Origin of the sequence: Kitasatospora sp. NPDC001261 (assembly GCF_042896795.1) — a bacterium.
GTDB lineage: Bacteria > Actinomycetota > Actinomycetes > Streptomycetales > Streptomycetaceae > Kitasatospora.
This window is the reverse complement of record NZ_JBIAXP010000015.1, coordinates 38,354-63,919: the sequence shown is the minus strand read 5'-3', so window position 1 is coordinate 63,919 and position 25,566 is coordinate 38,354. Positions and strand designations below refer to the sequence as shown.

The window sequence follows — 25,566 nt, the reverse complement described above, 5'->3', positions numbered from 1 at the left end:
TGTGCGAGGGTCACAGGGCGTCTGGGGGAGCCGGGAGCGGACACCGGCTTCGCTGAGGTGGGTGGTGGGCGGGTCAGACGGGGCACCCGGGGTGGACCGGGCCGTTCTGGCTCTCTGCTCCCGGGGTGTGGGAACGCCGGACGACGGCGCGCCGAGGTGGGGAGCCGCGGCGCCGCGACTGGTGAGTAACAAGGTAGTGGCACCCTGTGCCACTCGTAAAGACACCGGGTGCCAGGAATTCCAGCCGGTTCAGAGGCCGCGTGACGCGCGTTGCGCGGGCATGCGAAAGGCCCGCGCCGACATCCCGGCGCGGGCCCTCGATACCGCTCTGACCTGCGTGAATACTGGGTCTACGACTCCCGGGCGCCACTCAGCGCGGCCCGGATGCTGTCCACCACGACGTCCAGCGGAGCGTCCGTCCGGGCGACTGTGATGAGCACCTCACCTCCGGGGCTGGCACTCAGTGCGCTCTCGACCCCGGTGTCCCCCGGCGTCCCGTTGGCACCCGGTGCCACCACCGATCCCCGCCTCCTGGCACCCGGGGCACTGGAGGCCCAGAAGGTCCGCCGGATCACCTCGAAGGAGTGGTCCAGCTGCGCCTCCACGTCGCCCCGGCCGCCGGCCCGCAGCCAGCGCCGCAGCACGTGGTTGTGCGCCGCGACCACCGCCGCCGCCGAGACCTCGGCCAGCATCGAGTCGTCCTCGCCGCCGCGCTGCCAGCCGGACGGGATGGACTCGCCGGTGTCGAAACGGCCCAGCAGGTAACGGGTGAACAGCCGCTCGTAGCGGGCCACCACAGCGATCTCCCGCTCGCGCAGCGCCGGGACCTGACGGATCAGCTGGTACCGCGCCACCGACACCCCCGGGGTGGAGGCGTACATCCGCAGCACCTCCTTGATGCCGCGGCAGACCACGTCCAGCGGGTGCTCCTCCGGCTCCGCGCTGGCCAGCAGGTCGGCCACCCGCACCAGGGTGTCGTCGTGGTCCGGGAAGATCGCCTCCTCCTTGGACCGGAAGTACCGGAAGAAGGTGCGCCGGGCCACCCCGGCGGCGGCCGCGATCTGGTCGACCGTGGTCTCCTCGTAGCCCTGCGAGGCGAACAGCTCCATCGCGGCCGTGGCCAGGTCCTGGCGCATCTGCTGGCGCTGCGCCGCCGCCCGGCGGCTGCCCGGCCCGCCCTCCGGCCCGGTGCCCCCGGTCGAGGGGCTGGTCCGGTCGGCGCCGCCGTGCGGCCCGGCGGGGTGCTGCGGGGAGGTTGACTGAACCCGATCCATGTCCGGAACGCTACACGGCCCGGACGGCGCGCCCGCGGCCCTTCCCCGCCGCACCGGCACCACCGGTCCGGTCACGGCCGGACGGGGCCAGCGGGAGGTCGCCGTCCCGGGGCTCCAGGCGGGGCGCAGGGGAGCCGCGGAGCCCGGTGGCGGCGCGGCGTGCGGTCCGGCCGGGGGCGGCTCGTACGGCAGCTCGTACGGGCCGCCCCCGGCCTGCGGGGTGGTCACCGGCGCGCGTGGTCGCGGAAGCCGCGGCCGGTCTTGCGGCCCAGGCAGCCCGCCGCGACCAGGTGCTCCAGCAGCGGCGCGGCCGCCAGACCGGGCTCGCGGAACTCCTGGTGCAGCACCCGCTCGATCGTCAGCGAGACGTCCAGGCCGACCACGTCCAGCAGCTCGAACGGGCCCATCGGGTAGCCGCAGCCGAGCTTCATCGCGGTGTCGATGTCGTCCACCGTCGCGTAGTGCTCCTGGAGCATCCGCACCGCGTCGTTCAGGTAGGGGAAGAGCAGCGCGTTGACGATGAAGCCGGCCCGGTCGCCGCACTCCACCGGGTGCTTGCGGACCTTGGCGGTCAGCTCCAGCACCGTCGCGGTGACGTCCGGCGCGGTCAGCACCGTGGAGACCACCTCGACCAGCTTCATCGCCGGGGCCGGGTTGAAGAAGTGCATGCCGATCACGTCCTGCGGCCGCGAGGTGGCGGTCGCGCAGCTGATCACCGGCAGCGAGGAGGTGGTGGTGGCGAGCACCGCGCCCGGTCGGACGATCTTGTCCAGGGTGGCGAACAGCTCGCGCTTGACCGCCAGGTCCTCGGCGACCGCCTCGACCACCAGGTCGACCTCGGCCAGCTCGGTGTACTGGCCGACCGGGGTGACCAGCGCCAGCGCGGCGTCCCGCGCCTGCGCGGACAGCCGGCCCTTGGCCACCGAGCGCTCCAGCGACCTCGCCAGCTGCGCCTTGGCCGCCTCGGCCTTCTCCTGGCTGCGGGCGGCCAGCAGCACCGGGTGCCCGGCCTTGGCGAACACCTCGGCGATGCCGGTGGCCATCGTCCCGGAGCCGCAGACGCCGACGGTGCGCACCTCCCGGCCCGGCACCTTCGGCAGGGCCGGCCCGGTCGCCGCGTCCACGGCGCGGGACGAGCCCGGCGCCTCGTAGGTGTAGAAGCCGCGGCCGGTCTTGCGGCCCAGCAGCCCGGCCGCGACCAGCTGGCCGAGGATCGGGGCCGGTGCGTGCAGGCGGTCCCGGGACTGCTCGTACATCGCCTCCAGCACGGTGCGCGCGGTGTCGACGCCGATCAGGTCGAGCAGCGCCAGCGGGCCCATCGGCAGGCCGCAGCCGAGCCGCATCGCGGCGTCGATGTCCTCCCGCGAGGCGTACTTGGACTCGAACATCGCGGCGGCCTGGTTCAGGTAGGCGAACAGCAGGCCGTTCACCACGAAGCCGGCCCGGTCGCCGGCCGCCACCGGCTCCTTGCCGAGGTCGCGGGCGAAGGCGGCGGCGTCCTCGGCGGTCCGTGGGGAGGTCAGCACCGTGCGGACCACCTCGACCAGCTTCATGCCGTGCACCGGGTTGAAGAAGTGCAGGCCGAGCACCCGCTCCGGACGGGCGGTCGCGGCGGCGATCCGGGTCACCGACAGCGCGGTGGTGCCGGTGGCCAGGACGGTGCCCTCCGGGCAGATCCGGTCCAGCTCGGCGAAGACCTCCCGCTTCAGCTCCAGCTGCTCGGGGACCTCCTCGATCACCAGGTCCGCCCCGGCGGCGGCCGCGAGCTCGTGGCCGACCGAGATCCGGGCCAGCAGCCCGGTGCGCTCCTCGGCGGTGAGCCGCTCCCGGCCGACCGCGTGCGCGGTGGCCTCCTCGATCCGGGCCAGCGCCCGGGCGGCCGAGTCCTCGGTGGCCTCGATGCCGATCACCCGGCGGCCGCTCTTGGCGACGGCCACCGCGACGCCGGCACCCATCGTGCCGAGGCCGACGACGGCGACAGTGGGGAAGGGACGCTCCATCTGTCCTGTACTCCTAGTCATGAAGGGCCCGCGCGTGCTCCGGCGGGCACGCCGCCGCGCCCGTACGCCGGGGGCGGCCGCCGCCGGAGGAGGGTCCACGCGCGAGGGCTGGGGAGATGACGGGGTGTCGGCACGCCGGGGCGGGGGCCGGTCCGCTCCGGCCCGATCGCGGGTGTGCCGTGGTGCTCAGGCGCTCGAAGGTGAAGGAGACGGCCCTGATACGAGGGAGGAACCCGGCCCGCCGCGGTCCGCGGCACCGGCCGGTGAAGGTGAAGGCGCACCGCGCGGGCGCCGGAGAAGCGGCGACCGCGGCCTGCCGCCGGTGCGGCTCCCGAAGCCCGGCGGTGGTGCGTGCCCGGCCACTGTAGCGAAGCTACTCGCGAGTAGGAAGAGGGCGGGGACGGAAAACCGTTCGGGGCCGCGGGCGTTCGCCGCCCCGGTGCCCGCCGACCTGCCCGCCGACGTGCCCGCCCCGAACGGGTGAACGGGTGAACGGGGGCGCCCGCAGGACCACCCGATAGGGGAGTTACCCGACCCCGACCGGCGGGGCAGCATGACGGCATGACCACCGGAACCGCCGCCGCCGGCCCCACCGCGCCCGGGCCCGCCGAGCCGCCCGTCACCGCCGAACGGCTCGCCGCCGCCGCGGTGGCGGCCGTCGCGCTGCCACCGCGCGAGGAGCGGGCCGCCCGGGCGGCGCAGGCCGTCGACCGGCTGCGCACCGAGGCCGTCGAGGCGGTGGCCGTCACCTGGGTGGACAACGCGGGCATCACCCGGGTCAAGGCCGTGCCGCTCGGCGGCCTGCTGCACGCCGCGCAGTGGGGCGTCGGCACCGCGCCCTGCTTCGACGTCTTCCTCGCCGACGACGCGATCACCACCAGCCCGATCATCGGCGGCCCCACCGGGGACCTCAGGCTCTACCCGGACCTCGACCGGATCGTCCCGCTGGCCGCCCAGCCCGGCTGGGCCTGGGCCCCGGGGGACAGGTACACCCAGGCCGGCGCCCCGCACCCCGGCTGCCAGCGGCTGTTCGCCCGCCGGGCTCGGGCCGTGGCGGCCGCGCGCGGCCTGAGCCTCAAGGCGGGCATCGAGGTCGAGTGGACGGTCGCCCTGGCCGGCGCCCCGGGGGAGGAGCCGCAGTACCCGACGCACGGCCCGGCGTACGGGATGCACCGGGTCACCGACCTCTCCGACTACCTGCGGGACGTCCTGCGCGCCCTCGGCCGGCAGGGCCTGAGCGTCCTCCAGATCCACCCCGAGTACTCCCCGGGCCAGTTCGAGGTCTCGGTCGCCCCCGAGGACCCGGTCGCCGCCGCCGACACCTCCGTCCTGGTCCGGCACACCGTCCGGGCCGTCTCCGCCCGGCACGGCCTGCGGGTCTCCTTCGCCCCGGTGGTGGAGACCGGCGGCGTCGGCAACGGCGGGCACCTGCACGTCAGCCTCTGGCGGGACGGGCGCAACCTCGGCCACGGCGGCCCCGGCCCGCACGGCCTGACGGCCGAGGCCGAGGGCTTCCTCGCCGGGGTGCTCGACGCGCTGCCCGAACTGCTGGTGCTGGGCTGCTCCAGCCCGGCCGGGTACCTGCGGCTGGTGCCCTCGCACTGGGCGGGCGCCTACCAGTGCTGGGGCCTGGAGAACCGGGAGGCCGCGCTGCGCCTGGTGACGGGCTCCACCGGGGAGCGGTCCGCCGCCGCCAACGCCGAGGTCAAGTGCTTCGACGCGAGCGCCAACCCGTACCTGGCGGTCGGCGGGGTGATCGCGGCCGGCCTCGCCGGGCTGGAGCAACGCCGCGCGCTGCCAACGGAGTTCACCGGCGATCCGGCGGCCGCCGAGCCCGGCACGGTGCCCCGGCTGCCGGCCTCCCCGGCCGAGGCGATCGCCGCGTACGAGCGCTCGGCGGTGCTGCGCGAGGCCCTCGGCGAGCCGCTCTACCAGGCGGTGCTGGCGGTGCGCCGGGCGGAGCGGGAGCAGTACGCGGCCGTCCCGCCCGAGGAGTTGGTCGCGGCCACCCGCTGGCGGTACTGAGCGGTGGCCCGGCCGGAGGGGCCCGCGCTGGTCGACCACCACTGCCACAGCGTGGTGGCGGCCGAGCTCGCCGACGACGCCCTGGTCGGGCTGCTCACCGAGTCCGACCGCCCGCCCGCGCCCGGCTGTTCGCCCTTCGACAGCGCGCTGGGCCTCGCGGTGCGGCGCTGGTGCCCGCCCGTGCTCGGCCTGCCGGCGCACGCCCCGGCCGCCGACTACCTGGCCCGGCGGCGGGAGTTGGGCGCGGCCGGGGCCACCGGGCGGCTGCTGGCGGCCGCCGGGCTGGACACCTGCCTGGTGGACACCGGGCTGACCACCGCCGCGGGCCACGAGCTGCTGTCGCTGGCCGAACTCGCCGGGGCCACCGGGGCGTCGGTGCGCGAGGTGGTCCGGCTGGAGTCGGTCGCCGCGGCGGTGACGGCCGGCGCCGGGGACTGGCCGGGGGCCGTCGCGCAGGCGCTCGGGTCGGCCGCCGCCGGGGCCGTCGCGGTCAAGTCGGTGCTCGCCTACCGGCACGGGCTGGCGGCCCCCGCCGAACGCCCCGCCACCGCGGCCGTGGTGGCCGCGGCCGGCGCCCACCTGCGCGCCGGGCGGGGCCGGCTGACGGATCCGGTGCTGCTGCACCACCTGCTCTGGACGGCCGTGGACGTCTGCGCCGAGCTCGGCCTGCCGCTCCAACTCCACACCGGCTTCGGCGATCCGGACCTCACCCTGCACCGGGCCGACCCGTCGCTGCTGACGGACTTCGTGCGGGCCGCCGAGCCCAGTGGCGTCCCGCTGGTGCTGCTGCACGGCTACCCGTACCACCGGCAGGCCGCCTGGCTGGCCCAGGCCTTCCCGACGGTGTACACCGACCTCGGGCTGACGGCCTCCTACACCGGGCCGCGGGTGGCCGCGGTGCTGGGCGAGATGCTGGAGCTGGCCCCGTTCGGAAAATTGCTGTTCTCCACCGACGCCTACGGGCTGCCCGAACTCTTTCTGGTGGGGACCTGTCAGTTCCGGTACGGACTGGGCGCGGTGCTGGCGGACTGGCGGGCCGACGGCGCCTGTTCCGCGGCCGACGCCGAGCGGGTGGCGGGCCTGGTCGCGGGCGGCAACGCGCGTCGGTTGTACGCGTTGTAGCGGCGCGATCCGCGCTGGTGGCCGAGGTTCCGAGGGGTGCGGCCGCACGTCGGCGAACCATCACTTTTTAACACTCTTGACCTCTGTTTCCCTGTTGACCCCCGAACGGTCGCATCCCGGTTTCTGGTTCAGATGTGACGATTAGATGACTACCTCTTGCGCTTATAAGCAAATATTCATTAGCGTCCCGGTCATTCCCAAGCGCACCTGCCACCGCAGCTGCCGCCTTGACGACTCGGGAGGCCAACCCTCATGCGTGTTCCTCGGATCAGCGGTACCCGGTACGCGGCAGTGGGCGTCGTGCTCGCCACTGCCGGCGCCCTCGCGCTGCCGGCCGGCACCGCCGTCGCGGCCCCCGCGGCCGACCCGACGACCGGTCCGGTGATGAGCTACGTCGTCAACACCAAGGCCAACCACGGTCAGGTGCAGAAGGTCGAGAAGGCCATCACCGGCCTCGGCGGCACGGTGGTCCAGTCGTACGAGCAGGTCGGCGTCGTGGTCGCCCGCTCGAACGACACCAAGTTCGCCGAGAAGCTGCGCCTGGCCAAGGGCGTCGACTCGGTCGGTGCCAGCCGCACCAAGGGCATCCAGGCCTCCGACCAGGGCAAGGCCGACGTCGCCGCCGAGCCGGCCGCCGCGGCCGCCCCGGGCCAGGAGCCCTACGACGCCTACCAGTGGGACATGCGTCAGATCGGTGCCGACAAGGCCCACAAGATCTCGCTCGGCAGCCGCAACGTCACCGTCGGCGTCCTGGACTCCGGCATCGACGCCACCCACGAGGACCTGGCCGCCAACGTGGACGCCTCGCAGTCGGTCTCCTGCATCGACGGCAAGACGAACACCGACTGGAAGGCCTGGCAGCCGACCACCAGCGACCACGGCACCCACGTGGCCGGCACCATCGGCGCCGCCAAGAACGGCAAGGGCATCGTCGGTGTCGCGCCGAACGTCAAGCTGGCCGCCGTCAAGGTCGTCGACGACGGCGGGTTCATCTACCCGGAGAACGCGGTCTGCGGCTTCGTCTGGGCCGGCGAGCACGGCTTCAAGGTGACCAACAACAGCTACTTCGTCGACCCGTGGATGTTCAACTGCAAGACGGACAAGGACCAGGCCGCCATCTCGGACGCCGTCCGCAAGGCCGTCGCCTTCTCGCAGCGCAAGGGCGTCCTCAACGTCGCCGCCGCCGGTAACGAGAACCTCGACCTGGCGCACAAGACCGTCGACGTGGCCAGCCCGGACGACACCACCCCCGCCTCCCGCCCGGTCACCAACGACTGCCTGTCGCTGCCGACCGAGCTGCCCGGCGTCGTCGCCGTCTCCGCGGTGGGCTCCGAGGGTGTCAAGGCGTACTACTCCAGCTACGGCAAGGGCGTCGTCTCCGTCACCGCGCCCGGTGGCGACCGCCGCTTCCAGCTCCCGGACACCCCCGACAAGGACGGCCGCATCCTGTCCACCATCCCCGGTGGCAAGTACGGCTACATGCAGGGCACCTCGATGGCCACCCCGCACGTCGCCGGCGTGGTCGCGCTGCTCGCCAGCACCTTCCCGTGGGCCAGCCCGGACGAGCTGACCGAGATGCTGACCAGCCACGCCGAGTCCGTCCCGTGCCCGAAGGGCGAGTTCAACCCGGGCGGCGCCGGTGCCTGGAAGGCCACCTGCGAGGGCACCACGAACGACAACGGCTTCTACGGCGCGGGCCTGGTCAACGCCGAGAAGGCGGTCCAGTGGTGGCGCTGACGCGCTGACCGCGGACAGCACTGAACAGTAGAACCGGGGAGCGGGCCCACAGGGTCCGTTCCCCGGTCGCGTTCCCACCCGTCGGCGTTCCGGCCGCGTCGGGCCCGAACCCGGCTAGCCCTCGTCGGCGTACTGCTCCCAGGCCGTCTCCACCGATGGCTTGCCGTGCAGGTCCGGTACGTCCCGCAGCCAGGCCGGCCGCCCGGCCCTGGTCCGGGCCGCCCGCCGCCGCTCCGCCTCGCGCAGCTGCTCGGGCGTGGCGAAGCCCTCCGGCAGCCACTCCTCGGAGAGCACCACCCGGGCGGCGAGGTGGGCGACGTAGGCGTGCCGGACGGCGTCCACCGAGTCGAAGCCGGGCTCGCCGGCCAGCCACTCGTCCGGGACGAGCGCCGCCACCTCCTCCAGCAGCGGCACGGTGACCAGCGGCCCGAGCTCCTCGTCGGCCAGCCGGACGTCCGGGGCCGAGCCGCCGAGCGCGTGGGCGCTGAGGTCGTACCGCTTGCCGACCGAGGCCTCGGCCCCCGCCCAGCGGTGGTGGAAGATCAGCGCGGCGCCGTTGTCGATCAGCCAGAGCCGCCCGTGCCAGACCACCAGGTTGGGGTTGTGCACGGTGCGGTCGACGTTGCCGGTCAGGGCGTCCAGCCAGACCGCCCGGCCGGCCTCGGCCGAGTCCACGGTGATCATCCCCGGCCGGAAGTCCCGCGCGCCGGGCAGCAGGTCCATCCCGAGGTTGACCCCGGCGCTGGCCTTGAGCATGTCCTGGATCTCGGCGTCCGGTTCGTCCGCGGCGACGGCCGGGTCGAAGTCCACCAGCCGCAGCTCCGGCACCCGCAGGCCCAGCCGCCGGGCCAGCTCACCGACGATGACCTCGGCGATCAGCGCCTTGCGGCCCTGCGCGGCCCCGGTGAACTTGACCACGTACGTGCCTAGGTCGTCGGTCTCCACCACGCCCGGAACGGAGCCGCCGGCCCGCAGCGGGTCGACGTAGCGCACAGCAGTCACCAGATCGAGCACACCGGCCACCCTATCCCGCCGCGTCGCGGGCGGGACCCTGTGATTGGCTTGCCGGACAGAGCGGTTCCCACCACATGAGGAGAGCAAGGTCATGGGACAGGTGCAGGCCACCACCGAGCGGGTCTACGACGCCGCGCCCGAGCGGGTGTACGAGGCGCTGGCCGACTACCAGGTGACCCGCCCGAAGCTGCTGCCCGCGCAGTACAGCGAGTACGAGGTGCGGGTCGGCGGCACCGGTGCCGGCACCCAGGTGCACTGGAAGCTCCAGGCCACCGAGAAGCGGGTGCGCGACTGCCTCTTCACCGTCTCCGCGCCCGAGCCCGACCAGCTGGTCGAGAAGGACGCCAACTCCAGCATGGTGATCGCCTGGACCGTCTCGGCCGTCGGCGAGGGCCGCGCCAAGGTCACCGTGACCGCCACCTGGCAGGGCGCCAGCGGCATCGGCGGCTTCTTCGAGCGCACCTTCGCCCCGAAGGGCCTGAACCGGATCCACGACCAGGTGCTGGCCAACCTGGCCACCGAGGTCCGCTGAGGCCCACCGAGGTTCACGTGGGGCCGCCGGGGCCACCGCGGTCCGCCGGCCCCGCGGATTCGCCAACCGCGCGATTCGCGCGCGTAGATCCATCGAACCGCTCGAATCGCCCGGGGATTCGAGCGGTTCGGTCTCCCGTACGAGCCGAAAGCCGTACGGGTGGCCGAACCGCCACCTGCGGGTGACGGGGGCCGCCCGGCACCGGTGGGCCACCCTAGGCTCGCCGCCGTGCATATGACGATCCTTCACATTTCCCAACCGGTGGACGGCGGGGTCGCCCGCGTCGTCGCCGATCTGGTCCGGGGCCAGCGGGAGGCCGGCCACCGGGTGCTGGTCGCCTGCCCGCGCGGTGGGCGGCTGGCCGCGGAGGCCGCCGCGGTGGGCGCGCTGGTCCAGGACTGGCCGGCCCGGCGCCCGCCCGGCCCGGGCACCCCCGCCGAGGCCTGGCGGCTGCGCCGGATCGTCCGGGCGGCCGCCCCCGACGTGGTCCACCTGCACAGCGCCAAGGCCGGGTTGGCCGGGCGGCTCGCGGTGCACGGCACGGTGCCGACCGTCTTCCAGCCGCACGCCTGGTCCTTCGCCGCCGTCGACGGCGCGCTGGCCGCCGCCACGCTGCGCTGGGAGCGCTTCGCCACCCGCTGGTCGCACCGGCTGCTGTGCGTCAGCGTCCAGGAGCGGGCCGACGGCGTGGCGGCCGGGCTGCACGCCGACTGGGCGGTGGTGCCCAACGGCGTGGACGTGCGCCACTACGCGCCCGCCGACCGCCGCGCCGCCCGGATCGCGCTCGGTCTGGACCTGGAGGCCCCGCTCGCGGTGTGCGTCGGGCGGCTGTGCCGGCAGAAGGGCCAGGACGTGCTGCTGGCCGCCTGGCCGGAGGTGCTGCGCCGGGTGCCGAGGGCCCGGCTGGCCCTGGTCGGCGGCGGGCCGGAGGAGCAGCGGGTCGCGGAGCTGGTCCGGCAGACCGCCGAGCCCGCCCGGATCCGGCTGGTCGGGGACGTGCCGGACCCGCGCCCGTGGCTGGCGGCGGCCGACCTGGTGGTGCTGCCCTCACGCTGGGAGGGGATGGCGCTGGCCCCGCTGGAGGCGATGGCGGCCGCCCGTCCGGTGCTGCTGACCGACGTGCCCGGTGCCCGGGAGTGCCTGCCGCCGTCCGAGCTGGCGCACGCGGTGGTTCCGCCCGAGGACGCGCGGGCCCTCGCCACCCGTATGGGGGACGCGCTGTCAGATCCGATCGAATGCGAGCGGCGCGGTGCCCGGTTGCGCGAGCACGTGGTGGGCCGGCACGACGTGCGCACCGTGGTCGAACAGGTTGACGTCCTCTACCGCCACCTGCTGGGCGCGGGACCGGCGGCGGGGCGGCGCCGGGCCCGTGTCCCAGAGCGGATCTGATCGTTTCACATGCCGTGAATGCCCGCCGTTTCCGGCGTTGTCGTATTCGCACCCTCGGCCGGATAGGGAGGCGAGGCGTCAAATCCGAAATACCTATTAATGGGCGGCTGGAATGAATCGGCAAGTCAACTTCCGGCCTGTACCGCCCGGTTCTGTATTGTCGGATTTTGCCTGCTTCGTTCGGATTTCATGTCGGGAATTCACGGCTGGGCCCCTCGCGACCGACTTCTTCGTGACCAGTTCCTTTGCGATCGGCCCCGCCGCCGGACATCCGGAAGCCGCGAGCGGCAGCAGGTGCTGTCAGGACCGCGCCCACCGGGCCGGGACGGCCGCCCCGCGCCAACCGGTGCCGGGGCACCGTCACCCCGGGCACACAGCAGGGGAGATCGTGCGCTGATGACCATTGACCACGAGAGTGTGCCGCGATCGAGCGGACCCCTGTCCGGCCCCCGCCGGCCCGGCACCGGGCTGCTCGACCGGCCGGCGGGGGCGGCGCACCTCCGGACGGTCCCGCCGCAGCACCGGTCCCGTGGGACGGTCCGCTCCCGGCTGGCCCTGTCACTCGCCCTGGTCCAGGCCGACGTCATCGCGCTGTGCTCCGCCGGCGGCATCGCCAACCGCGCCTTCGACCCGGCCGCCCCGCTCGACCCGCTGCTCGGCGTCCCCGCCGTCCTGCCACTGCTGCTCCTGCTCAACCTGGCCGGCGGCCTCTACCGCCCCCGGCTCACCCTGTCCGTCCTGGACGAACTGCCCGCGCTGTCCGCCCGGGCCGTGGTCGCCACCGCCTTCGCCGTCACCCTGTCCGGCGGCCTCGGCGGCCACTGGCCCGACTGCGGCCCGGCCAGCCCGGCCCGGCTCACCGTCCTGCTCGGCGCCCAGCTGCTGATCGTGGCCGTCGGCCGCGCCGTCCTCTACCACCTGGTCCGGCGGATCCGCCGCAGCCGCCCCAGCCCCGTCCTGGTGCTCGGCGCCGGCCGGCTCGGCCGCCGGGTCGCCGCCGCCCTCCGCGCGCACGGCGAGTACGGGATGCGCCCGGTCGGCTTCCTCGACGCGGACCCGCCGCTGCTGCCCGGCGACACCGACCTGCCCGTGCTCGGCGGCCGCGAGGCACTGGAGCGCGAGGTGCGCCGGCACGGCGTCCAGCACGTGATCGCCACCGCCGGCGCCGCCGACGAGGCCGAGACCGCCGCCACCCTGCGCGACGCCGCCCGGCTCGGCTGCCAGGTCTGGCTGGTGCCCGCGCTGCGCGAGTACGGCTCGCTGCCCGCCGCCCCGATCACCGGCGGCGACCACCTGTGGGGCTTCCCCTGCCTGCGGCTCGGCAGCCCCGCGATGCGCCGCCCCGGCTGGGCCGCCAAGCGCGCCCTGGACGTCACCGCCGCCGCGGTCGGCCTGCTGCTGCTCGCCCCCGTCCTGGTGCTCTGCGCCCTCGCCGTCCGCTTCGACACCGGCCCCGGCGTGCTCTTCCGCCAGCAGCGCACCGGCCTGGACGGCCGGGTCTTCACCGTCCTCAAGTTCCGCACCCTGCGCCCGAGCAACGAGCACGAGTCCGCCACCCGCTGGAACATCTCCCAGGACCACCGGATGGGCGCCGTCGGCCGGCTGCTGCGCAAGAGCTCGCTGGACGAGCTGCCCCAGCTGTGGAACGTCCTGCGCGGCGACATGAGCCTGGTCGGCCCCCGCCCCGAACGGCCGTACTTCGTCATGCGGTTCGGCCAGGCCTACCCCGAGTACGCGGACCGCCACCGCGTCCCGGTCGGCCTCACCGGCCTGGCCCAGGTCAACGGCCTGCGCGGGGACACCTCCATCGAGGACCGGGCCCGCTTCGACAACCGCTACATCGAGAGCTGGAGCCTCTGGCAGGACGTCAAGATCCTGTGCCGCACCGCGGCCCTGATGCTCCACCCGGACGGGAGCTGACCCCTTCGTGGCCCTGACCCTCCCCGCCTTCCCCCGCCCGGCCTTACGGGCGGCCCTACCCGCGCTCACCGAGCGCACCAGCCCGCTGGCCGCCGCCACCGTCCTGCTGGTCTGCGTGCCCACCGGGGAGAAGGACGTCGCCGCCGCCGTCCATGTCACCGCCGCCGACCTCGCCTCGCTGGCCCTGGTGGCCCTCACCGCGCTCAACCTGCTGCGCGGGCGGCTGCCCGCGGTCAGCCGCACCACCTGCGCGCTGTTCGGCGGGATCGTGGTCGCCGCCGCCGTCGCCACCCTCGGCTCGACCGACCCGGCCGCCAGCGTCACCGGCTTCGTCCGGCTCGCCCAGGTGTTCGTCCTGGTCCCCGCCGCCGTCCTCTGCGCCCTGCGCGACCGCACCGACCAGCGCCTGGTGCTCGGCTCCTTCGTCCTCGCCGCGCTGATCCAGGGCGTGGTCGGCGCGAAGCAGTACCTCACCCACACCGGCGCCTCCTACACCGGCCAGCCGATCCGGGCCGTCGGCACCTTCGGCGCGCTCGACATCATGGCGATGTCCAGCGTGGTCAGCTTCGGCCTGCTCGCCGCCCTCGCCCTGGCCCTCGGCGAGCGGGGATCCGGGGGAAACGCCCGGCTGCGCCGCGCGATGTTCGCCGCCGCCGCCTTCCTCGCCTTCCCGCTGGCCGTCTCCTTCAGCCGCGGCAGCTGGATCGCCACCGGCCTCGCCGCCACCGTCCTGCTGCTGCGCGTCGACGCCCGGCTGCTGGTGCGCGGCGCCGTCCTCGGCCTGGCCGCCGCGGTCGTCCTGGTCGGCGGCCTCGGCCTCGGCGGCTCCGGCGTCACCAAGCGGCTCAGCTCGATCGGCTCCGTCTCCGCCGCCCCCGACCAGTCCGTCTCCGACCGGTACGACCTGTGGTCCACCGCCGGACGGATCTGGCAGGACCACCCCGTGCACGGCGCCGGCCCCAAGGCCTTCCAGCAGCTGCGCGACAGCCACGCCCCGCTGCGGCTGTCCTCCGGCAGCGACGCCGCCGACGCCACCATCGGCTTCCAGCGCGAACCCCTGCTCTCCCCGCACAACATGTACTTCCTGGTGCTCAGCGAGCAGGGCCTGATCGGCATCACCACCTACGCCGCGCTCTTCCTCGCCCTGCTGATCGGCTGCCTGCGCCACCGCCGCGGCCCCGGCCTCGCCGCCCTCGCCCTGCTCACCTGGGTCCTGGTCGACTTCCTGTACTCCGACATCGGCGGCACCACCACCGTGCTGACCTCCGTCGTCCTCGGGCTCGCCGCCCGCGCGGCCGCACAGCACCCCGGGCACCCCGCCGCCGGTCCGGCGACCACCGGAGCGGCCCGGTGACCACCGACCGGCCCGCCGCCGTCGCCTCCCCCCTCCCCGCCCCCCGCGGCGCCCCCGGCGGGGACCCGTCCGCCGGGCCCCACCCGGCCCCCCGGCGCGGCTTCCTCGCCAAGGCCTTCGGCATCACCGCCGTGCTCAGCGCCGCCGGCTCCGGCCTCGGCCTGCTGCGCGACCTCCTGCTGGCCCGCTACTTCGGCGCCAACCAGGGCACCGACGCCTTCCTGGTCGCCTGGACCGTCCCGGAGACCGCCGCGCCGCTGCTGATCGAGGACGCCATGTCCTTCCTCATGGTGCCCGCGTTCGCCCTCGCCCTGGTGCTGCGCGAGGAGGACCCGGACGCCCCCGACCCGGTCCGCCAACTGGTCCGTGCCACCCTGCCCTGGCTGCTGCTCGCGCTCAGCGGCCTCGCCCTGGCCGTCGCCCTGGGCGCCCCGGAACTGGTCGACCTGCTCGCCCCCGGCCTCACCGACCCCGGCCTGGCCGTCACCTGCACCCGGATCACCGCGGTCACCGTGCTGCCCTTCGGGGTGGCCGGCTACCTGGCCGCCGCGCTGCGCGCCCACCACCGCTTCACCGCCCCGGCCGGCATCTACGTCGCCTACAACCTCGGCATCCTCGCCGTCCTGCTCTGCCTCCACTCCTACCTCGGCGTGCGGTCCGCCGCCCTCGGCGTCGCGGGCGGCAGCCTGCTGATGGCCGGTCTGCTGGTCGGCCCGTTCCTGCGCCGGCTGCGCCAGGGCCCGCCCGGCACCGGCCGGGGCCGCCGCTCGCGCCGGGCCCTGGTGCTGATGCCGCTCGCCCTGCTGCCGGTGGCCGCCTTCACGCTCACCCGGCAGTCCCAGGTCTTCGTCGAGCGCTACCTCGGCTCGGCCCTGCCGCCCGGCACCATCTCGCACCTCAACTACGCCGCCAAGGTCTCCCAGCTCGCCATGACGGCGGGCCTGCTGATCTGCACCGTCACCTTCCCGCTGGTCGCCCGGGCGCTGGCCGCCGGGGACCTCACCGCCGCCCGCGACCGGGTGGAGAAGGACCTCGGCCAGGCGGCGGCCGTCGTCCTGTTCGGCACCGCCTTCCTGATGGCCTGCGCCCCCTCGGTGGTCTCGCTGCTGTTCGAGCGCGGCGCCTTCGGCCCGCACGACACCGCCGCCACCGCCGACGTCATCCGGGTGTACAGCTTCGGCCTGCCCGCCCAGGCGCTGATCGGCGTGATGGTCCGCCCGTACTTCTCGCTGCGCCCGGTGGTCCGCCGGGCCGACGACCCGGGCGCCGAGGACGGCCGCCGGCTGCTGGACTGGTACCCGGCCGCCGCGATGGTGCTCGGCCTCGGCGTCACCGTCGCCACCGGCCTGCTCGCCACGCCCCGTTTCGGCGCCCTGGGACTGGCCGCCGGCAACGCGGCCGGGATCACCGCCGCCGCCGCACTGCTGCTGCACGGCCTGGTGCTGCGCGGCATCCCGCTGCGGCTGCACCGGGTGCTCGGCGGCCACGGCCGGCTGGTGGCCGCCGCCGCCGGGGCCACCGTGCTCGGCACCGCCGCCGCCGGGCTGGCCGCCGACCCCCTGCTGTCGACCCTCCTCGGGGGCCTCACCGTGGCGCTGGCCTTCGCGGCCCTCGGCACCGGGCTCGGCGCCCGCGAGGTGCGCGGCCCGGTCCTCGCCCTCGCCCGGGCCCTGGGGCCCGTCCGGAACCCGCCAACCGCGGCCGAAGAAGGGAAGCGTCCCGATGGACAATGAACGGGGAACCGTCCGTTCGGCCCGGGCGGGCCTCCAGAGCGCACCGCCGGACCGGGCACGACCGCCCAGGAGCCGCCACCCGCTCGGCGCACCGCCGGTCCCCGGCTCCGCCTCGCCGTGGATCCTGATGTACCACTCGGTGGCGGTCGAGCAGGAGGACCCCTACCGGCTCACCGTCAGCCCCGAGCGGTTCGCCGAACAGATCGGCTGGCTGTACCGGAGCGGCCGGCGCGGCGTCTCCGTCCGCGAGCTGATGCGGGCCCACGCCCTCGGCCGGGACGACAGGCTGGTCGGCCTGACCTTCGACGACGGCTACGCCGACATCGCCCGGTACGCGGTGCCGACCCTCCAGGCGTACGGCTTCACCGCCACCGCGTACGTGGTCGCCGACCTGCTCGGCCGGGACAACGGCTGGGACACCGAGGGCCCGCGCAAGCGGCTGCTCACCGTCCAGGAGGTCACCGGGCTCGCCGGCGCCGGCTGGGAGATCGGCTCGCACGGCCTCGGCCACCGGGCGCTGCCCGGCCTGCCGCCCGAGGCCCTCGCCGTCCAGGCCCGGGAGAGCCGGCGGCTGCTGGAGGAGGCCGTCGGCGGCCCGGTCACCGGCTTCTGCTACCCGTACGGCGCCGTCGACCTGCCCGCCGCCCTGGCCGTGCGCGACGCCGGGTACGACCACGCCTGCGCCATCGCGCACTCCCCGCTCACCGGCCGCTTCGCCCTGCCCCGCTGCTACGTCGGCGACCGCGACGGCGCCTGGCGGCTGCGCGCCAAGCAGGGCCGGCACCGGTTGCGGGACGCCGTCACCGGGCTGCGCCACGCCCGCCGGGAGCCCCGGCCATGAGGGTGCTGCACATCGTCACCGGCCTGGCCGCCGGCGGCGCCGAGCGCCAACTGCACCTGCTGCTGCGGCACCTGCCGGCGCACCAGCAGTGCGAGGTGCTCGCCCTGACCAACCCCGGCACGGTCGCCGAGGCGCTGCGCGCCGACGGCGTCACCGTCCACCACCTCGGCATGCGCGGCAACCGGGACCTCGGCGCGCTGCCCCGGCTGGTCCGGCTGGTCCGGGCCGGCCGCTACGACCTGGTGCACACCCACCTGTACCGGGCCCAGCTGTACGGCCGGACGGCCGCCCGGCTGGCCGGGGTGCGCGCGGTGGTCTCCACCGAGCACTCGCTGCACGCCGGGGTGATCGAGGGCCGCCCGGTCACCCGGGGCGTCAAGGGCCTCTACCTGGCGGCCGAACGGCTCGGCAGCACCACCGTCGCGGTCTCCCGCCAGGTCGCCCAGACGCTGCGTTCCTGGGGCGTCCCACCGGCCCGGATCGAGCTGATCCCGAACGGCATCGACACCTCCCGCTACCGCCTCCCGCCCGCCGAACGGGCCGCCGTCCGCCGCCGGCTGCGGGCCGAGCTCGGGCTGCCGTACGGGGGCTGGGTGGTCGGCGGGGTGGGCCGGCTGGTGCCCGGCAAGCGCTTCGAGGTGCTGGTCGAGGCGCTCGCCGAGCTCGACCCGGCCACCCGGCTGGTGCTGGTCGGCGAGGGTCCGGAGCGCGCCGCGCTGGAGCGCCGGGCCGAGGAACTCGGCGTGCGGGACCGGCTGGTGCTCACCGGGGAGCGCGACGACGTCCCCGAACTGCTGGCCGCCCTGGACGTGCTGGCCGCCCCCTCCACCGCGGAGACCTTCGGCCTCGGCGTCCTGGAGGGCCTCGCGGCCGGGCTGCCGGTGCGCTACAGCGCCTGCCCGGCGCTCGACGAACTGCCGCCCAGGGCCGCCCCGCAGGCCCGCCGCGTCCCCTCCGAGCCCGCCGCCTACGCCGCCGCGCTGCGCGACCTGCGTCCGCTCAGCGGGCACACCGCCGACCCGCTGCCGCACCCCCCGGCCGTCGGCCACTACGACATCGTCCGGGTCGCCGCCGACCTGGGCGCCCTCTACGACCGGCTGGCCCGCGTCTGACCGCCCGCCACCGCCGGAACCGCCGTACCAGACCCAAGGAGCAACACCCATGACCACACCGCGCCGAAGCGCCCGCCGCCTGGTCCGCCGCTGGTGGCCGGTGGTGCTCGCGGTTCCGCTGGGCGCCGCGGCCGGCGCCGGGTACGCCGTCGCCGCGTCCCCGTCGTACGCCGCGAACGCCTACGTCCTCGTGGTCGCGCAGAACCCCGGGGAGGCCGCGATCGCGACCAACTTCGCCCAGGCGTACGGCCGGCTGGCCGGGCAGCCGCAGGTGCTCGGGGTGGCGGCCGCCGAGACCGGCCACACCCGGTCCGAGCTGGAGTCCCTGGTGCACGGGACGACCTCCCCGGACGCCCCGATGATCGAGATCACCGGGACCGGGGAGCGACCCCAGGAGGCCGCCCGGACGGCCGACGCGGTGGCCCGCTCGCTGGTCGCCTTCGCCAACACCAGCAGCAAGGACACCAACGTCCGGCTGGTGACGCTCTCCCCGGCCGCCGCGCCGGACAGGCCGACCACGCCGTCCGGGAAGCTGGACGTCGCGGTCGGCGGCGCGACCGGGCTGCTGCTGGGCGCGCTGGTGATGATGACCCGGCGCCGGGGTGCCCCGGCGGCGCCGGAGGCCGTCGAGAGCCCCGCGACGCCGCAGGAGCCGCAGGTGCCGCAGGTGCCGCGGGCCGCGCGGGTGCCGCAGGCCCCCGCCGCGTCCGCGCCGGTGGCCGTCCCGACGACCCCGCGCCCGCGCCGCGAGGAGCCGGCCGGGGCCGGGACCGAGCCCAAGCCCGACGCCGGCCCCAAGGCCGCGCCCAAGACCGAGGCCGAGCCCAAGGCCGAGCCCAAGGCCGAGCCCAAGGCCGGGACCAAGAGCGTGAAGGCCCCGGTGAAGGCCCCGGAGAAGGCCGAGAAGAAGCCCGCTGGGAAGCCCGTCGGGAAGGCCGACACGCAGGCCGCCGCCGAGCCCCCGGCGGCGGAGCAGCCCCCGGCCGAGGCGCCGGCCCCGGCCACCACTGAGCAGGCCCCGGTCGGGGGCGGTCGATGAGCACCGAGACCCGCAGAGGCGGCCTGCCCGCCCAGGCGACGGCGCCGGCCTGGACCACCGAGCTGCGCTGCGAGGACGACGCCCTGGACGCCCTCGCCGAGGAGTGGGACGACCTGGCCGCCCGCTGCCGGACCGCCACCTTCTTCCAGGCCGCGGACTGGCAGCGCTCCTGGTGGCGCCACTACGGCCGCCCCGGCGGCCTGCTCGTGGTGCTGGTCCGCCGGGACGGCCGGCTGGTCGGCGCGGGCGCCTTCGTGCGCCGCGGCGGGCCGCTCGGCGGCCTGACCGGCCTCGGCGGCGGGTTGGTCGACTACACCGACGTCCTGCTCGACGACGAGTGCGCCGACCGGGCCGCCGCCGAGTTCGCCGCCGCGCTCCCGCTCACTCGCCCCTGGCACTGGCTGGAGCTGCGCGAGGTGCACCCCGAGGCGGCGGTGCACCGGGTGTACGGGCACTGGCGCGGCAGCCGCCGCCGCTACCAGGACTCGCTCTGCCAGTACCTGCCGGCCGTCCCGATGGACCGGCTGCTCAAGCGGGTGCCCGGCAAGACCGCCCAGCGCAGCCGGGTGAAGCTCCGCAAGATCGCCGAGGCCGGGGTGGAGGTCCGCTCGACCCCGGTGGCGGAGGTGCCGCAGGCGCTGGACGCGATGCTGCGGCTGCACTTCCTGCAGTGGCAGGCGCGCGGCGTCACGCCCGAGCACCGCACCGAGCGGTTCGCCCGGCACCTGGCCGAGTCCAGCACCGGACTGGTCGCCGCCGGCCGGGCCGCCGTCCACCAGTTCCACCTGGACGGCCAGCTGGTCGCGGTCAACCTGCTGCTGCTCTGCCCGTCCTTCGGCGGGTTGTACATGTACGGTGCGCACCCGGTGCTGCGCGAGCGGCTGGACATCGCCGGCCTGCTGTTCAGCGCGGCGCTGGACGAGACGGTCGGCGCCGGCGTCCCGCTGCTCGGCCTGCTGCGCGGCCAGGAGCCGTACAAGCAGCGCTGGCGGCCGGACCAGCTGGCCAACCAGCGGCTGCTGCTCGGCCCGGCGGGGGCGGCACCGGCGGCCGCCGTCCGGGCCGGGGCGGTGCGCGCCCGGCAGGCGGCGGCGCACCAGCTGCGCACCCGCTTCCCCCGCCTCAAGGAGGCGCTGCTGGCCCGCCGCCGCAGCTGACCGCTCAGTGCCGGGCGTGCCGCGCGCCGCCCGTCGGCTTGTGCGTCGGCTTGGGGGCCGTCGGACGGGTCGACGGGCTCGCCGCCCGGCTCGGGGTGGCGCCACCCCCGGGCACGGCGGGGGCGGCGGGTACGGCGGGCGCGTCCGGCGGGTCCTCCGGAGCCGGTGCCGGGGCGGTGGGCGGCGCCGGCACCCCTTCCGGCGCCGGGGCCCCCTTCGAACCGGACATCAGCTGCTTGAACGTCGTCGCCGAGCGGGGATTGCGGTCGCACTCGAAGAAGCCGTGCGGACAGTAGTCGGTGACGGTCTGGTAGGCGGTGTCGTGGGTACGGATCCAGTCGACCATCCGGCGCACGTACTCGGGGTTGTCGCCGTTGCGGAACAACCCCCACTCCGGGTAGGAGACCGGCTTGCCGCGCTTGGCGGCGAACTCCACCTGGTCCTGGAGGCCGTACGGCTCGCGCACGTAGTCGTCGAAGGTGCCGCCGGCGGGCTGGTCGTAGCTGTCCATGCCGATGATGTCGACCACGTCGTCGCCGGGGTAGCACTTGGTCCACGGGACGGCGTCCAGGCCCCGGCTGGGGGCGAAGTCGAAGCGGAAGCGCTGGCCGGGCACCGAGCGCATCACCCCGACGATCCGCCGCCAGTACGCCTTCCACGCGGACGGGTCGGGCTTGCAGCGGTGGGTGTAGGTGGTGCCGTTCATCTCCCAGCCGAGCGTGAGCACGGTGTCCGCGCCGCCCAGCGCGACCAACCGGCGCGCGAGCTTGAGGAAGTGCGCGTCGAAGTCCCCGCGCTCCCCCTGGGCGAGCAGCCTGGCGACCTCGCCGTCCGGCACGTTCGCCTCGTTGGGCACCAGCATCGGCACGCCGAGCACCAGCAGCCGGGACGGGTCGGCCTGCCGCCACTGCGACCAGAGGCCGAGCACCATCGCCTCGCCCTCGATGTCGCTCCAGTCGTTGCCCGCCAGATAGGTGTGGCCGACCTGCATGTTCGCGTCGCCGAGCCACTGCGCGTACTGGCGGATCTGCGGGATGTGGTTGTCCCAGGAGCCGACGAAGGCGCCGAACGGCGGCTCGTGGTTCGGCCGCTGGACCGGAGGGCGGGGGGCCGCGCCGCGCGGCTCGACGGCGTCCGAGGAGAGGGTGTGCCGTTCGGTCTGGCTGAACGGCGTCCCCGCCGGGACGCTGGCCGTGGCCATCAGCAGCAGGGTGGCGGCGGCCAGCGTCAGGCGGCCGATTCGCATGGTGCTCTCCTCCGGACGTCGCGTGGGCGGGGCGCACGGTCTCGGCGTGGACGGACCGTGACGCCCCGCTGGCCGACAGTAGGCCCGAAGGGGGACGAAAAAGCCGAATGTCACCCTAAAGTGGGCGCCATTCGAACGCCGTCTGCCGCAACGACCGGTGGCCGGTGCTCAGGTATCAGATCTGTAACGGTCCGGCCGGGCCCGTCCGGCCCGCTCCGGCGGACCCGGCGGAGCGGCCACGGCCCCGACGGCGCAGGTGGGCGGGCGGGCGCGCGGGGAGGGCGCGCGGGGCCCGGCGGACGCCCGGCGGGGCCCGGCGGCGGCGGAACCGGGCTGACTCGCGTACCCGGTGAAAGGTACGCTCCGGCCGTGTCCTGGAAGCCTCTGCGTGTACTGACCCCCCGCTCGATCCTGCCTGCCTCGGCGGTGGTGCTGGTCCTTGCGGCCGGGGCGGCGGCGCACGCGAACAAGCCGGTGCCGTTCGGCGACCGGGTCGCGGGACCGGGCGACGCGGGGGCGACGCCGGTGAACTCCGAGTCGCTCGGCTCGGCCGACCTCGACCTGCGGGTGGGCCCGGGCCTGGAGGCCTTCCACCAGCAGACCGGCGAGCAGGCCTGGTCCTACCGCCGCGAGGGCGTCGAGGCGCTCTACCTGGCGATGGCCGGCGACAACGCGATCGTGGTCTGGGACGACGGCATGGTCACCTCGGTGCGCCCCGGCGACCACGAGGTGCGCTGGCACCGGGTGGTGCCCGGCCTGGCCGACTGGCTGCACGGCGACGGCGAGCCCGGCGCCGACAAGCGGACCGACGCCCAGCGCAAGGCGCTCGCCAAGCAGCGGGCCGCGGCCGCGCTGCACACCGTCCAGCGGGACGGCTCGCCCTGGCTGGCCCTGGTCACCCCGAACCTCACCATGGGCCTGCGCGACGCCGACGGCGACCTGCGCTACAACGACAAGCCCTCCGGCGGCTGCGTCTACGACCCGCTGCGCGCCGTCCACACCGACTACGCCGTGCTGATCCCGCGCACCTGCACCAACAGCGGCGGGCAGGCCGTCTCCGGCGGCATCACCGGCTACCGGCTGGACAGCAACGGCTGGTCGACGAGCACCGGCCCGACGGCCACGGTCAAGGTGCTGGACCGCAGCCGGGTGGAGATCACCGACGGCCCGGTCGTCCCGCCCCGGGTGTTCGACACCAAGGCGGCCGCGCCCGAGACGGCCTGCGGCAGTGTGGGGGCGCCGTTCGCGGCGGTCCGGCCGCAGGGCGGCTGCGCGGCGGACCCGGCCGCCGGCCAGGACCCGGCCGGGAACCCGGCCCCGGACGCCCCGGCGGCCGCCGGAGCCCCCGCGGGGGACCAGCCGGCCGGGCAGTCCCAGTAGCCGGGACGGCCCCCGGTCGGTGGGCCGGCGGGCCGGTGGATACCCCTGGGCGGTACTTCCCCGGGGGTGGTACGGGGCCCGGTAGACTTGCCGTCATGGCTATCTTCTCCGGGCAATAGCGGGCGGCGGCGCCGCGAGGGCCGCGCCGACCGCCGATGAAGCCCCCCTCATGCCAACCCGGCCCCGGGTCCGTCGCACCCGGCCGCCCGCCCACGTCCCAGGAGTAGTCCCCAGCCATGATTTCCGCCAACGCCCTCGAACTGCGTGCCGGTGCCCGGATCCTGATCGAGTCCGCGAGCTTCAAGGTCGCCGCCGGTGACCGGATCGGCCTGGTCGGCCGCAACGGCGCCGGCAAGACGACGCTCACCAAGGTGCTGGCCGGCGAGGGCCTGCCGGCCGCCGGAACCGTCACCCGTTCGGGCGAGGTCGGCTACCTCCCGCAGGACCCGCGCACCGGCGACCTGGACGTCCTCGCCAAGGACCGCATCCTGTCCGCCCGCGGCCTCGACACCGTGCTGAAGAAGATGCGCGAGAACGAGGACCGGATGGCCAACGGCCAGGGCGCCACCCGGGACAACGCGATGAAGAAGTACGCCCGGCTGGAGACCGAGTTCCTCACCAAGGGCGGGTACGCCGCCGAGGCCGAGGCCGCCACCATCGCCGCCGCGCTGGGCCTGCCGGACCGCATCCTCGCCCAGCCGCTGCACACCCTCTCCGGTGGTCAGCGCCGCCGCGTCGAGCTCGCCCGGATCCTCTTCTCGGACTCCGACGTGCTGCTGCTCGACGAGCCCACCAACCACCTGGACGCGGACTCGATCGTCTGGCTGCGGGACTTCCTGAAGACGTACAAGGGCGGCTTCATCGTCATCTCGCACGATGTCGACCTGGTCGAGACGGTCGTCAACAAGGTCTTCTACCTGGACGCCAACCGCTCCGCCATCGACGTCTACAACATGGGCTGGAAGCAGTACCAGCAGCAGCGCGAGGACGACGAGAAGCGCCGCAAGCGCGAGCGCGCCAACGCCGAGAAGAAGGCCGCGACCCTGAACGCGCAGGCCGACAAGATGCGCGCCAAGGCGACCAAGACGGTGGCCGCGCAGAACATGGCCCGCCGCGCCGACAAGCTGCTCTCCGGCCTGGAGCAGGTCCGGGTGAACGACAAGGTCGCCAAGCTGCGCTTCCCCGACCCGGCCCCCTGCGGCAAGACCCCGCTGACCGCCAGCGGCCTGTCCAAGTCCTACGGCTCGCTGGAGATCTTCACCGACGTCGACCTGGCGATCGACCGGGGCTCCCGGGTCGTCGTGCTGGGCTTCAACGGCGCCGGCAAGACCACCCTGCTGCGGATGCTGGCCGGGGTGGAGGCGCCGGACACCGGCGAGGTGATCCCGGGCCACGGCCTGAAGATCGGCTACTACGCCCAGGAGCACGAGACGCTCGACCCGGACCGCAGCGTCCTGGAGAACATGCGCTCGGCCGCGCCGGACACCGACCTGGTGCAGATCCGCAAGATCCTCGGCTCCTTCCTGTTCTCCGGGGACGACGTGGACAAGCCGGCCGGGGTGCTCTCCGGTGGTGAGAAGACCCGTCTGGCGCTGGCCACCCTGGTGGTCTCCTCCGCCAACGTGCTGCTGCTCGACGAGCCCACCAACAACCTCGACCCGGCCAGCCGCGAGGAGATCCTGGGCGCGCTGCGCGAGTTCTCCGGCGCGGTCGTGCTGGTCACCCACGACGAGGGCGCGGTCGAGGCGCTCGACCCGGAGCGGATCATCCTGCTGCCGGACGGCGTGGAGGACCTGTGGAACCCGGGCTACGCCGATCTGGTCTCGCTGGCCTGACCGGAAGTAGACGCGAGATCCGCTTTTTGGATGAGAATATCTAGTCCTTTCGGCGTGTCCGGGAATGAAGTAGACCTGGATTCCGTTTAAGGACTTTCCGTCGGCCCGCCACTTGATCGTGGTCGGGCCGACGCTGCTGATCAGCTCTTTTTCGGCAAACGGCGGCATCAGTCCGGGGGCGCGCACTCTGTGTGAGCGCCCTGCTGCGCTCGGATCACCACCGGTGGACCACGCAATTCCGACATCGACCTTGTCGAATGGGTGGCCAGGACGCGGTGGATGGGTGATCATGGGAATCTGACCGAGCAACGCTACGAGGAGGCACGGGTGGCCGAGACTCTGAAAAAGGGCAGCCGGGTGACCGGTGCCGCGCGTGAGAAGCTCGCGGCCGATCTCAAGAAGAAGTACGACTCCGGGGCGAGCATTCGCGCTCTCGCGGAGGAGACCGGTCGTTCGTACGGCTTCGTGCACCGGATGCTGAGCGAATCCGGAGTCATTCTCCGGGGCCGCGGCGGTGCCACGCGGGGCAAGAACAAAGCGACTGCCGGGGCCAGTTCCTGACGGTTCGTCAGCCATTGGCTGGATGACGCGGCGGCAGGACGCCGACCGAGGAGACGACGGTTGACCATTCAGCCGGGCGTCCGCCCTCGGGTCGTGTGGACCGGCCGCCGATCGTCATGTCCGGGGTGTCGTCCGTCCCCCGTTTTCCGAAGTCCGTTCATTTCTCCCGGGACCGTCGTCTTCGTTCCCCCGCCGAGTGCCCCGGGCCCCGTCGATCCTTCCCGGTCGGGGCCCCTGCCCTTGCGCGTCGAGGTTTGTTACTCTCCGGTAGCCACGTCCCTCGCCACCGGAGGTT

The 25,566-nt window shown here is 74.8% G+C and carries 19 protein-coding genes; 15 read left to right on the top strand and 4 right to left on the bottom strand.

The window, feature by feature from the left end; genetic code table 11:
- Positions 1-350: 350 nt before the first annotated feature.
- Together ACFY4B_RS21145 and ACFY4B_RS21140 are read right to left on the bottom strand one after the other, a co-directional pair.
- Positions 351-1,274 carry a TetR family transcriptional regulator gene (locus ACFY4B_RS21145; RefSeq protein WP_117492055.1) on the bottom strand — a complete coding sequence of 308 codons (924 nt, stop codon included), beginning with the start codon at positions 1,272-1,274 and terminating at the stop codon, positions 351-353.
- Positions 1,275-1,498: 224 nt separating this feature from the next.
- Positions 1,499-3,274, bottom strand: a complete 1,776-nt coding sequence (locus ACFY4B_RS21140) for a 3-hydroxyacyl-CoA dehydrogenase family protein (RefSeq protein WP_375873289.1) — start codon at positions 3,272-3,274, stop codon at positions 1,499-1,501.
- A gap of 561 nt (positions 3,275-3,835) precedes the next feature.
- Here ACFY4B_RS21140 and ACFY4B_RS21135 point away from each other — a divergent pair.
- The 3 genes from ACFY4B_RS21135 (at position 3,836) to ACFY4B_RS21125 (ending at position 8,158) form a co-directional block, all read left to right on the top strand.
- Positions 3,836-5,299: a glutamine synthetase gene (locus tag ACFY4B_RS21135; RefSeq protein ID WP_387969802.1), complete on the top strand. Its 1,464-nt coding sequence runs from the start codon at positions 3,836-3,838 to the stop codon at positions 5,297-5,299.
- 3 nt (positions 5,300-5,302) lie between these two features.
- Positions 5,303-6,421 (top strand): amidohydrolase family protein, encoded by a 1,119-nt coding sequence (locus ACFY4B_RS21130; RefSeq protein ID WP_387969799.1) that lies wholly within the window; start codon positions 5,303-5,305, stop codon positions 6,419-6,421.
- Between the two features lie 252 nt (positions 6,422-6,673).
- The gene (locus ACFY4B_RS21125) at positions 6,674-8,158 is read left to right on the top strand and encodes a S8 family serine peptidase (protein WP_049659264.1); all 1,485 of its coding nucleotides are present in this window, start codon (positions 6,674-6,676) and stop codon (positions 8,156-8,158) included.
- Between the two features lie 114 nt (positions 8,159-8,272).
- Here the strand turns inward: ACFY4B_RS21125 and ACFY4B_RS21120 are convergent, their stop codons facing one another.
- Complete coding sequence (locus tag ACFY4B_RS21120; protein ID WP_387969797.1) at positions 8,273-9,172, bottom strand: HipA family kinase; 900 nt, start codon at positions 9,170-9,172, stop codon at positions 8,273-8,275.
- A gap of 91 nt (positions 9,173-9,263) precedes the next feature.
- On the opposite strand from ACFY4B_RS21120, the gene ACFY4B_RS21115 reads away from it, so the two are divergent.
- The 9 genes from ACFY4B_RS21115 to ACFY4B_RS21075 all read left to right on the top strand — a co-directional run bounded on the left by ACFY4B_RS21115 (position 9,264) and on the right by ACFY4B_RS21075 (position 20,249).
- Positions 9,264-9,704 (top strand): SRPBCC family protein, encoded by a 441-nt coding sequence (locus ACFY4B_RS21115; protein ID WP_387969794.1) that lies wholly within the window; start codon positions 9,264-9,266, stop codon positions 9,702-9,704.
- 234 nt (positions 9,705-9,938) lie between these two features.
- On the top strand, positions 9,939-11,093 hold the full coding sequence (locus tag ACFY4B_RS21110) for a glycosyltransferase (protein WP_117490060.1): 1,155 nt from the start codon (positions 9,939-9,941) through the stop codon (positions 11,091-11,093).
- Between the two features lie 396 nt (positions 11,094-11,489).
- Positions 11,490-13,013: a sugar transferase gene (locus ACFY4B_RS21105; RefSeq protein ID WP_074001615.1), complete on the top strand. Its 1,524-nt coding sequence runs from the start codon at positions 11,490-11,492 to the stop codon at positions 13,011-13,013.
- A 7-nt stretch (positions 13,014-13,020) separates the two neighbouring features.
- Positions 13,021-14,367, top strand: a complete 1,347-nt coding sequence (locus tag ACFY4B_RS21100) for an O-antigen ligase family protein (RefSeq protein ID WP_387969790.1) — start codon at positions 13,021-13,023, stop codon at positions 14,365-14,367.
- Positions 14,364-16,100 (top strand): lipid II flippase MurJ, encoded by a 1,737-nt coding sequence (locus tag ACFY4B_RS21095; protein WP_074001613.1) that lies wholly within the window; start codon positions 14,364-14,366, stop codon positions 16,098-16,100. The genes ACFY4B_RS21100 and ACFY4B_RS21095 overlap by 4 nt, the downstream gene beginning before the upstream one ends.
- Complete coding sequence (locus tag ACFY4B_RS21090) at positions 16,090-16,941, top strand: polysaccharide deacetylase family protein (RefSeq protein ID WP_079271934.1); 852 nt, start codon at positions 16,090-16,092, stop codon at positions 16,939-16,941. The genes ACFY4B_RS21095 and ACFY4B_RS21090 overlap by 11 nt, the downstream gene beginning before the upstream one ends.
- Positions 16,938-18,053 (top strand): glycosyltransferase, encoded by a 1,116-nt coding sequence (locus ACFY4B_RS21085; RefSeq protein WP_375873295.1) that lies wholly within the window; start codon positions 16,938-16,940, stop codon positions 18,051-18,053. Before ACFY4B_RS21090 ends, ACFY4B_RS21085 begins: the two co-directional genes overlap by 4 nt.
- Before the next feature lie 49 nt (positions 18,054-18,102).
- Complete coding sequence (locus tag ACFY4B_RS21080) at positions 18,103-19,092, top strand: Wzz/FepE/Etk N-terminal domain-containing protein (protein ID WP_387969787.1); 990 nt, start codon at positions 18,103-18,105, stop codon at positions 19,090-19,092.
- A complete protein-coding gene (locus tag ACFY4B_RS21075; protein ID WP_079271932.1) occupies positions 19,089-20,249 on the top strand; it encodes a GNAT family N-acetyltransferase in 1,161 nt (386 codons plus the stop codon). Before ACFY4B_RS21080 ends, ACFY4B_RS21075 begins: the two co-directional genes overlap by 4 nt.
- Positions 20,250-20,253: 4 nt before the next feature.
- Here ACFY4B_RS21075 and ACFY4B_RS21070 read toward each other — a convergent pair whose 3' ends face one another.
- Complete coding sequence (locus tag ACFY4B_RS21070; RefSeq protein ID WP_375873298.1) at positions 20,254-21,495, bottom strand: glycoside hydrolase family 26 protein; 1,242 nt, start codon at positions 21,493-21,495, stop codon at positions 20,254-20,256.
- A gap of 369 nt (positions 21,496-21,864) precedes the next feature.
- Here ACFY4B_RS21070 and ACFY4B_RS21065 point away from each other — a divergent pair, with 369 nt between their 5' ends.
- The 3 genes from ACFY4B_RS21065 to ACFY4B_RS21055 all read left to right on the top strand — a co-directional run bounded on the left by ACFY4B_RS21065 (position 21,865) and on the right by ACFY4B_RS21055 (position 25,271).
- A complete protein-coding gene (locus ACFY4B_RS21065) occupies positions 21,865-22,875 on the top strand; it encodes a hypothetical protein (protein WP_387969784.1) in 1,011 nt (336 codons plus the stop codon).
- Positions 22,876-23,111: 236 nt separating this feature from the next.
- A complete protein-coding gene (locus ACFY4B_RS21060) occupies positions 23,112-24,710 on the top strand; it encodes an ABC-F family ATP-binding cassette domain-containing protein (RefSeq protein WP_049658446.1) in 1,599 nt (532 codons plus the stop codon).
- A gap of 327 nt (positions 24,711-25,037) precedes the next feature.
- Positions 25,038-25,271, top strand: a complete 234-nt coding sequence (locus tag ACFY4B_RS21055) for a helix-turn-helix domain-containing protein (protein WP_049658450.1) — start codon at positions 25,038-25,040, stop codon at positions 25,269-25,271.
- Positions 25,272-25,566: the final 295 nt, after the last annotated feature.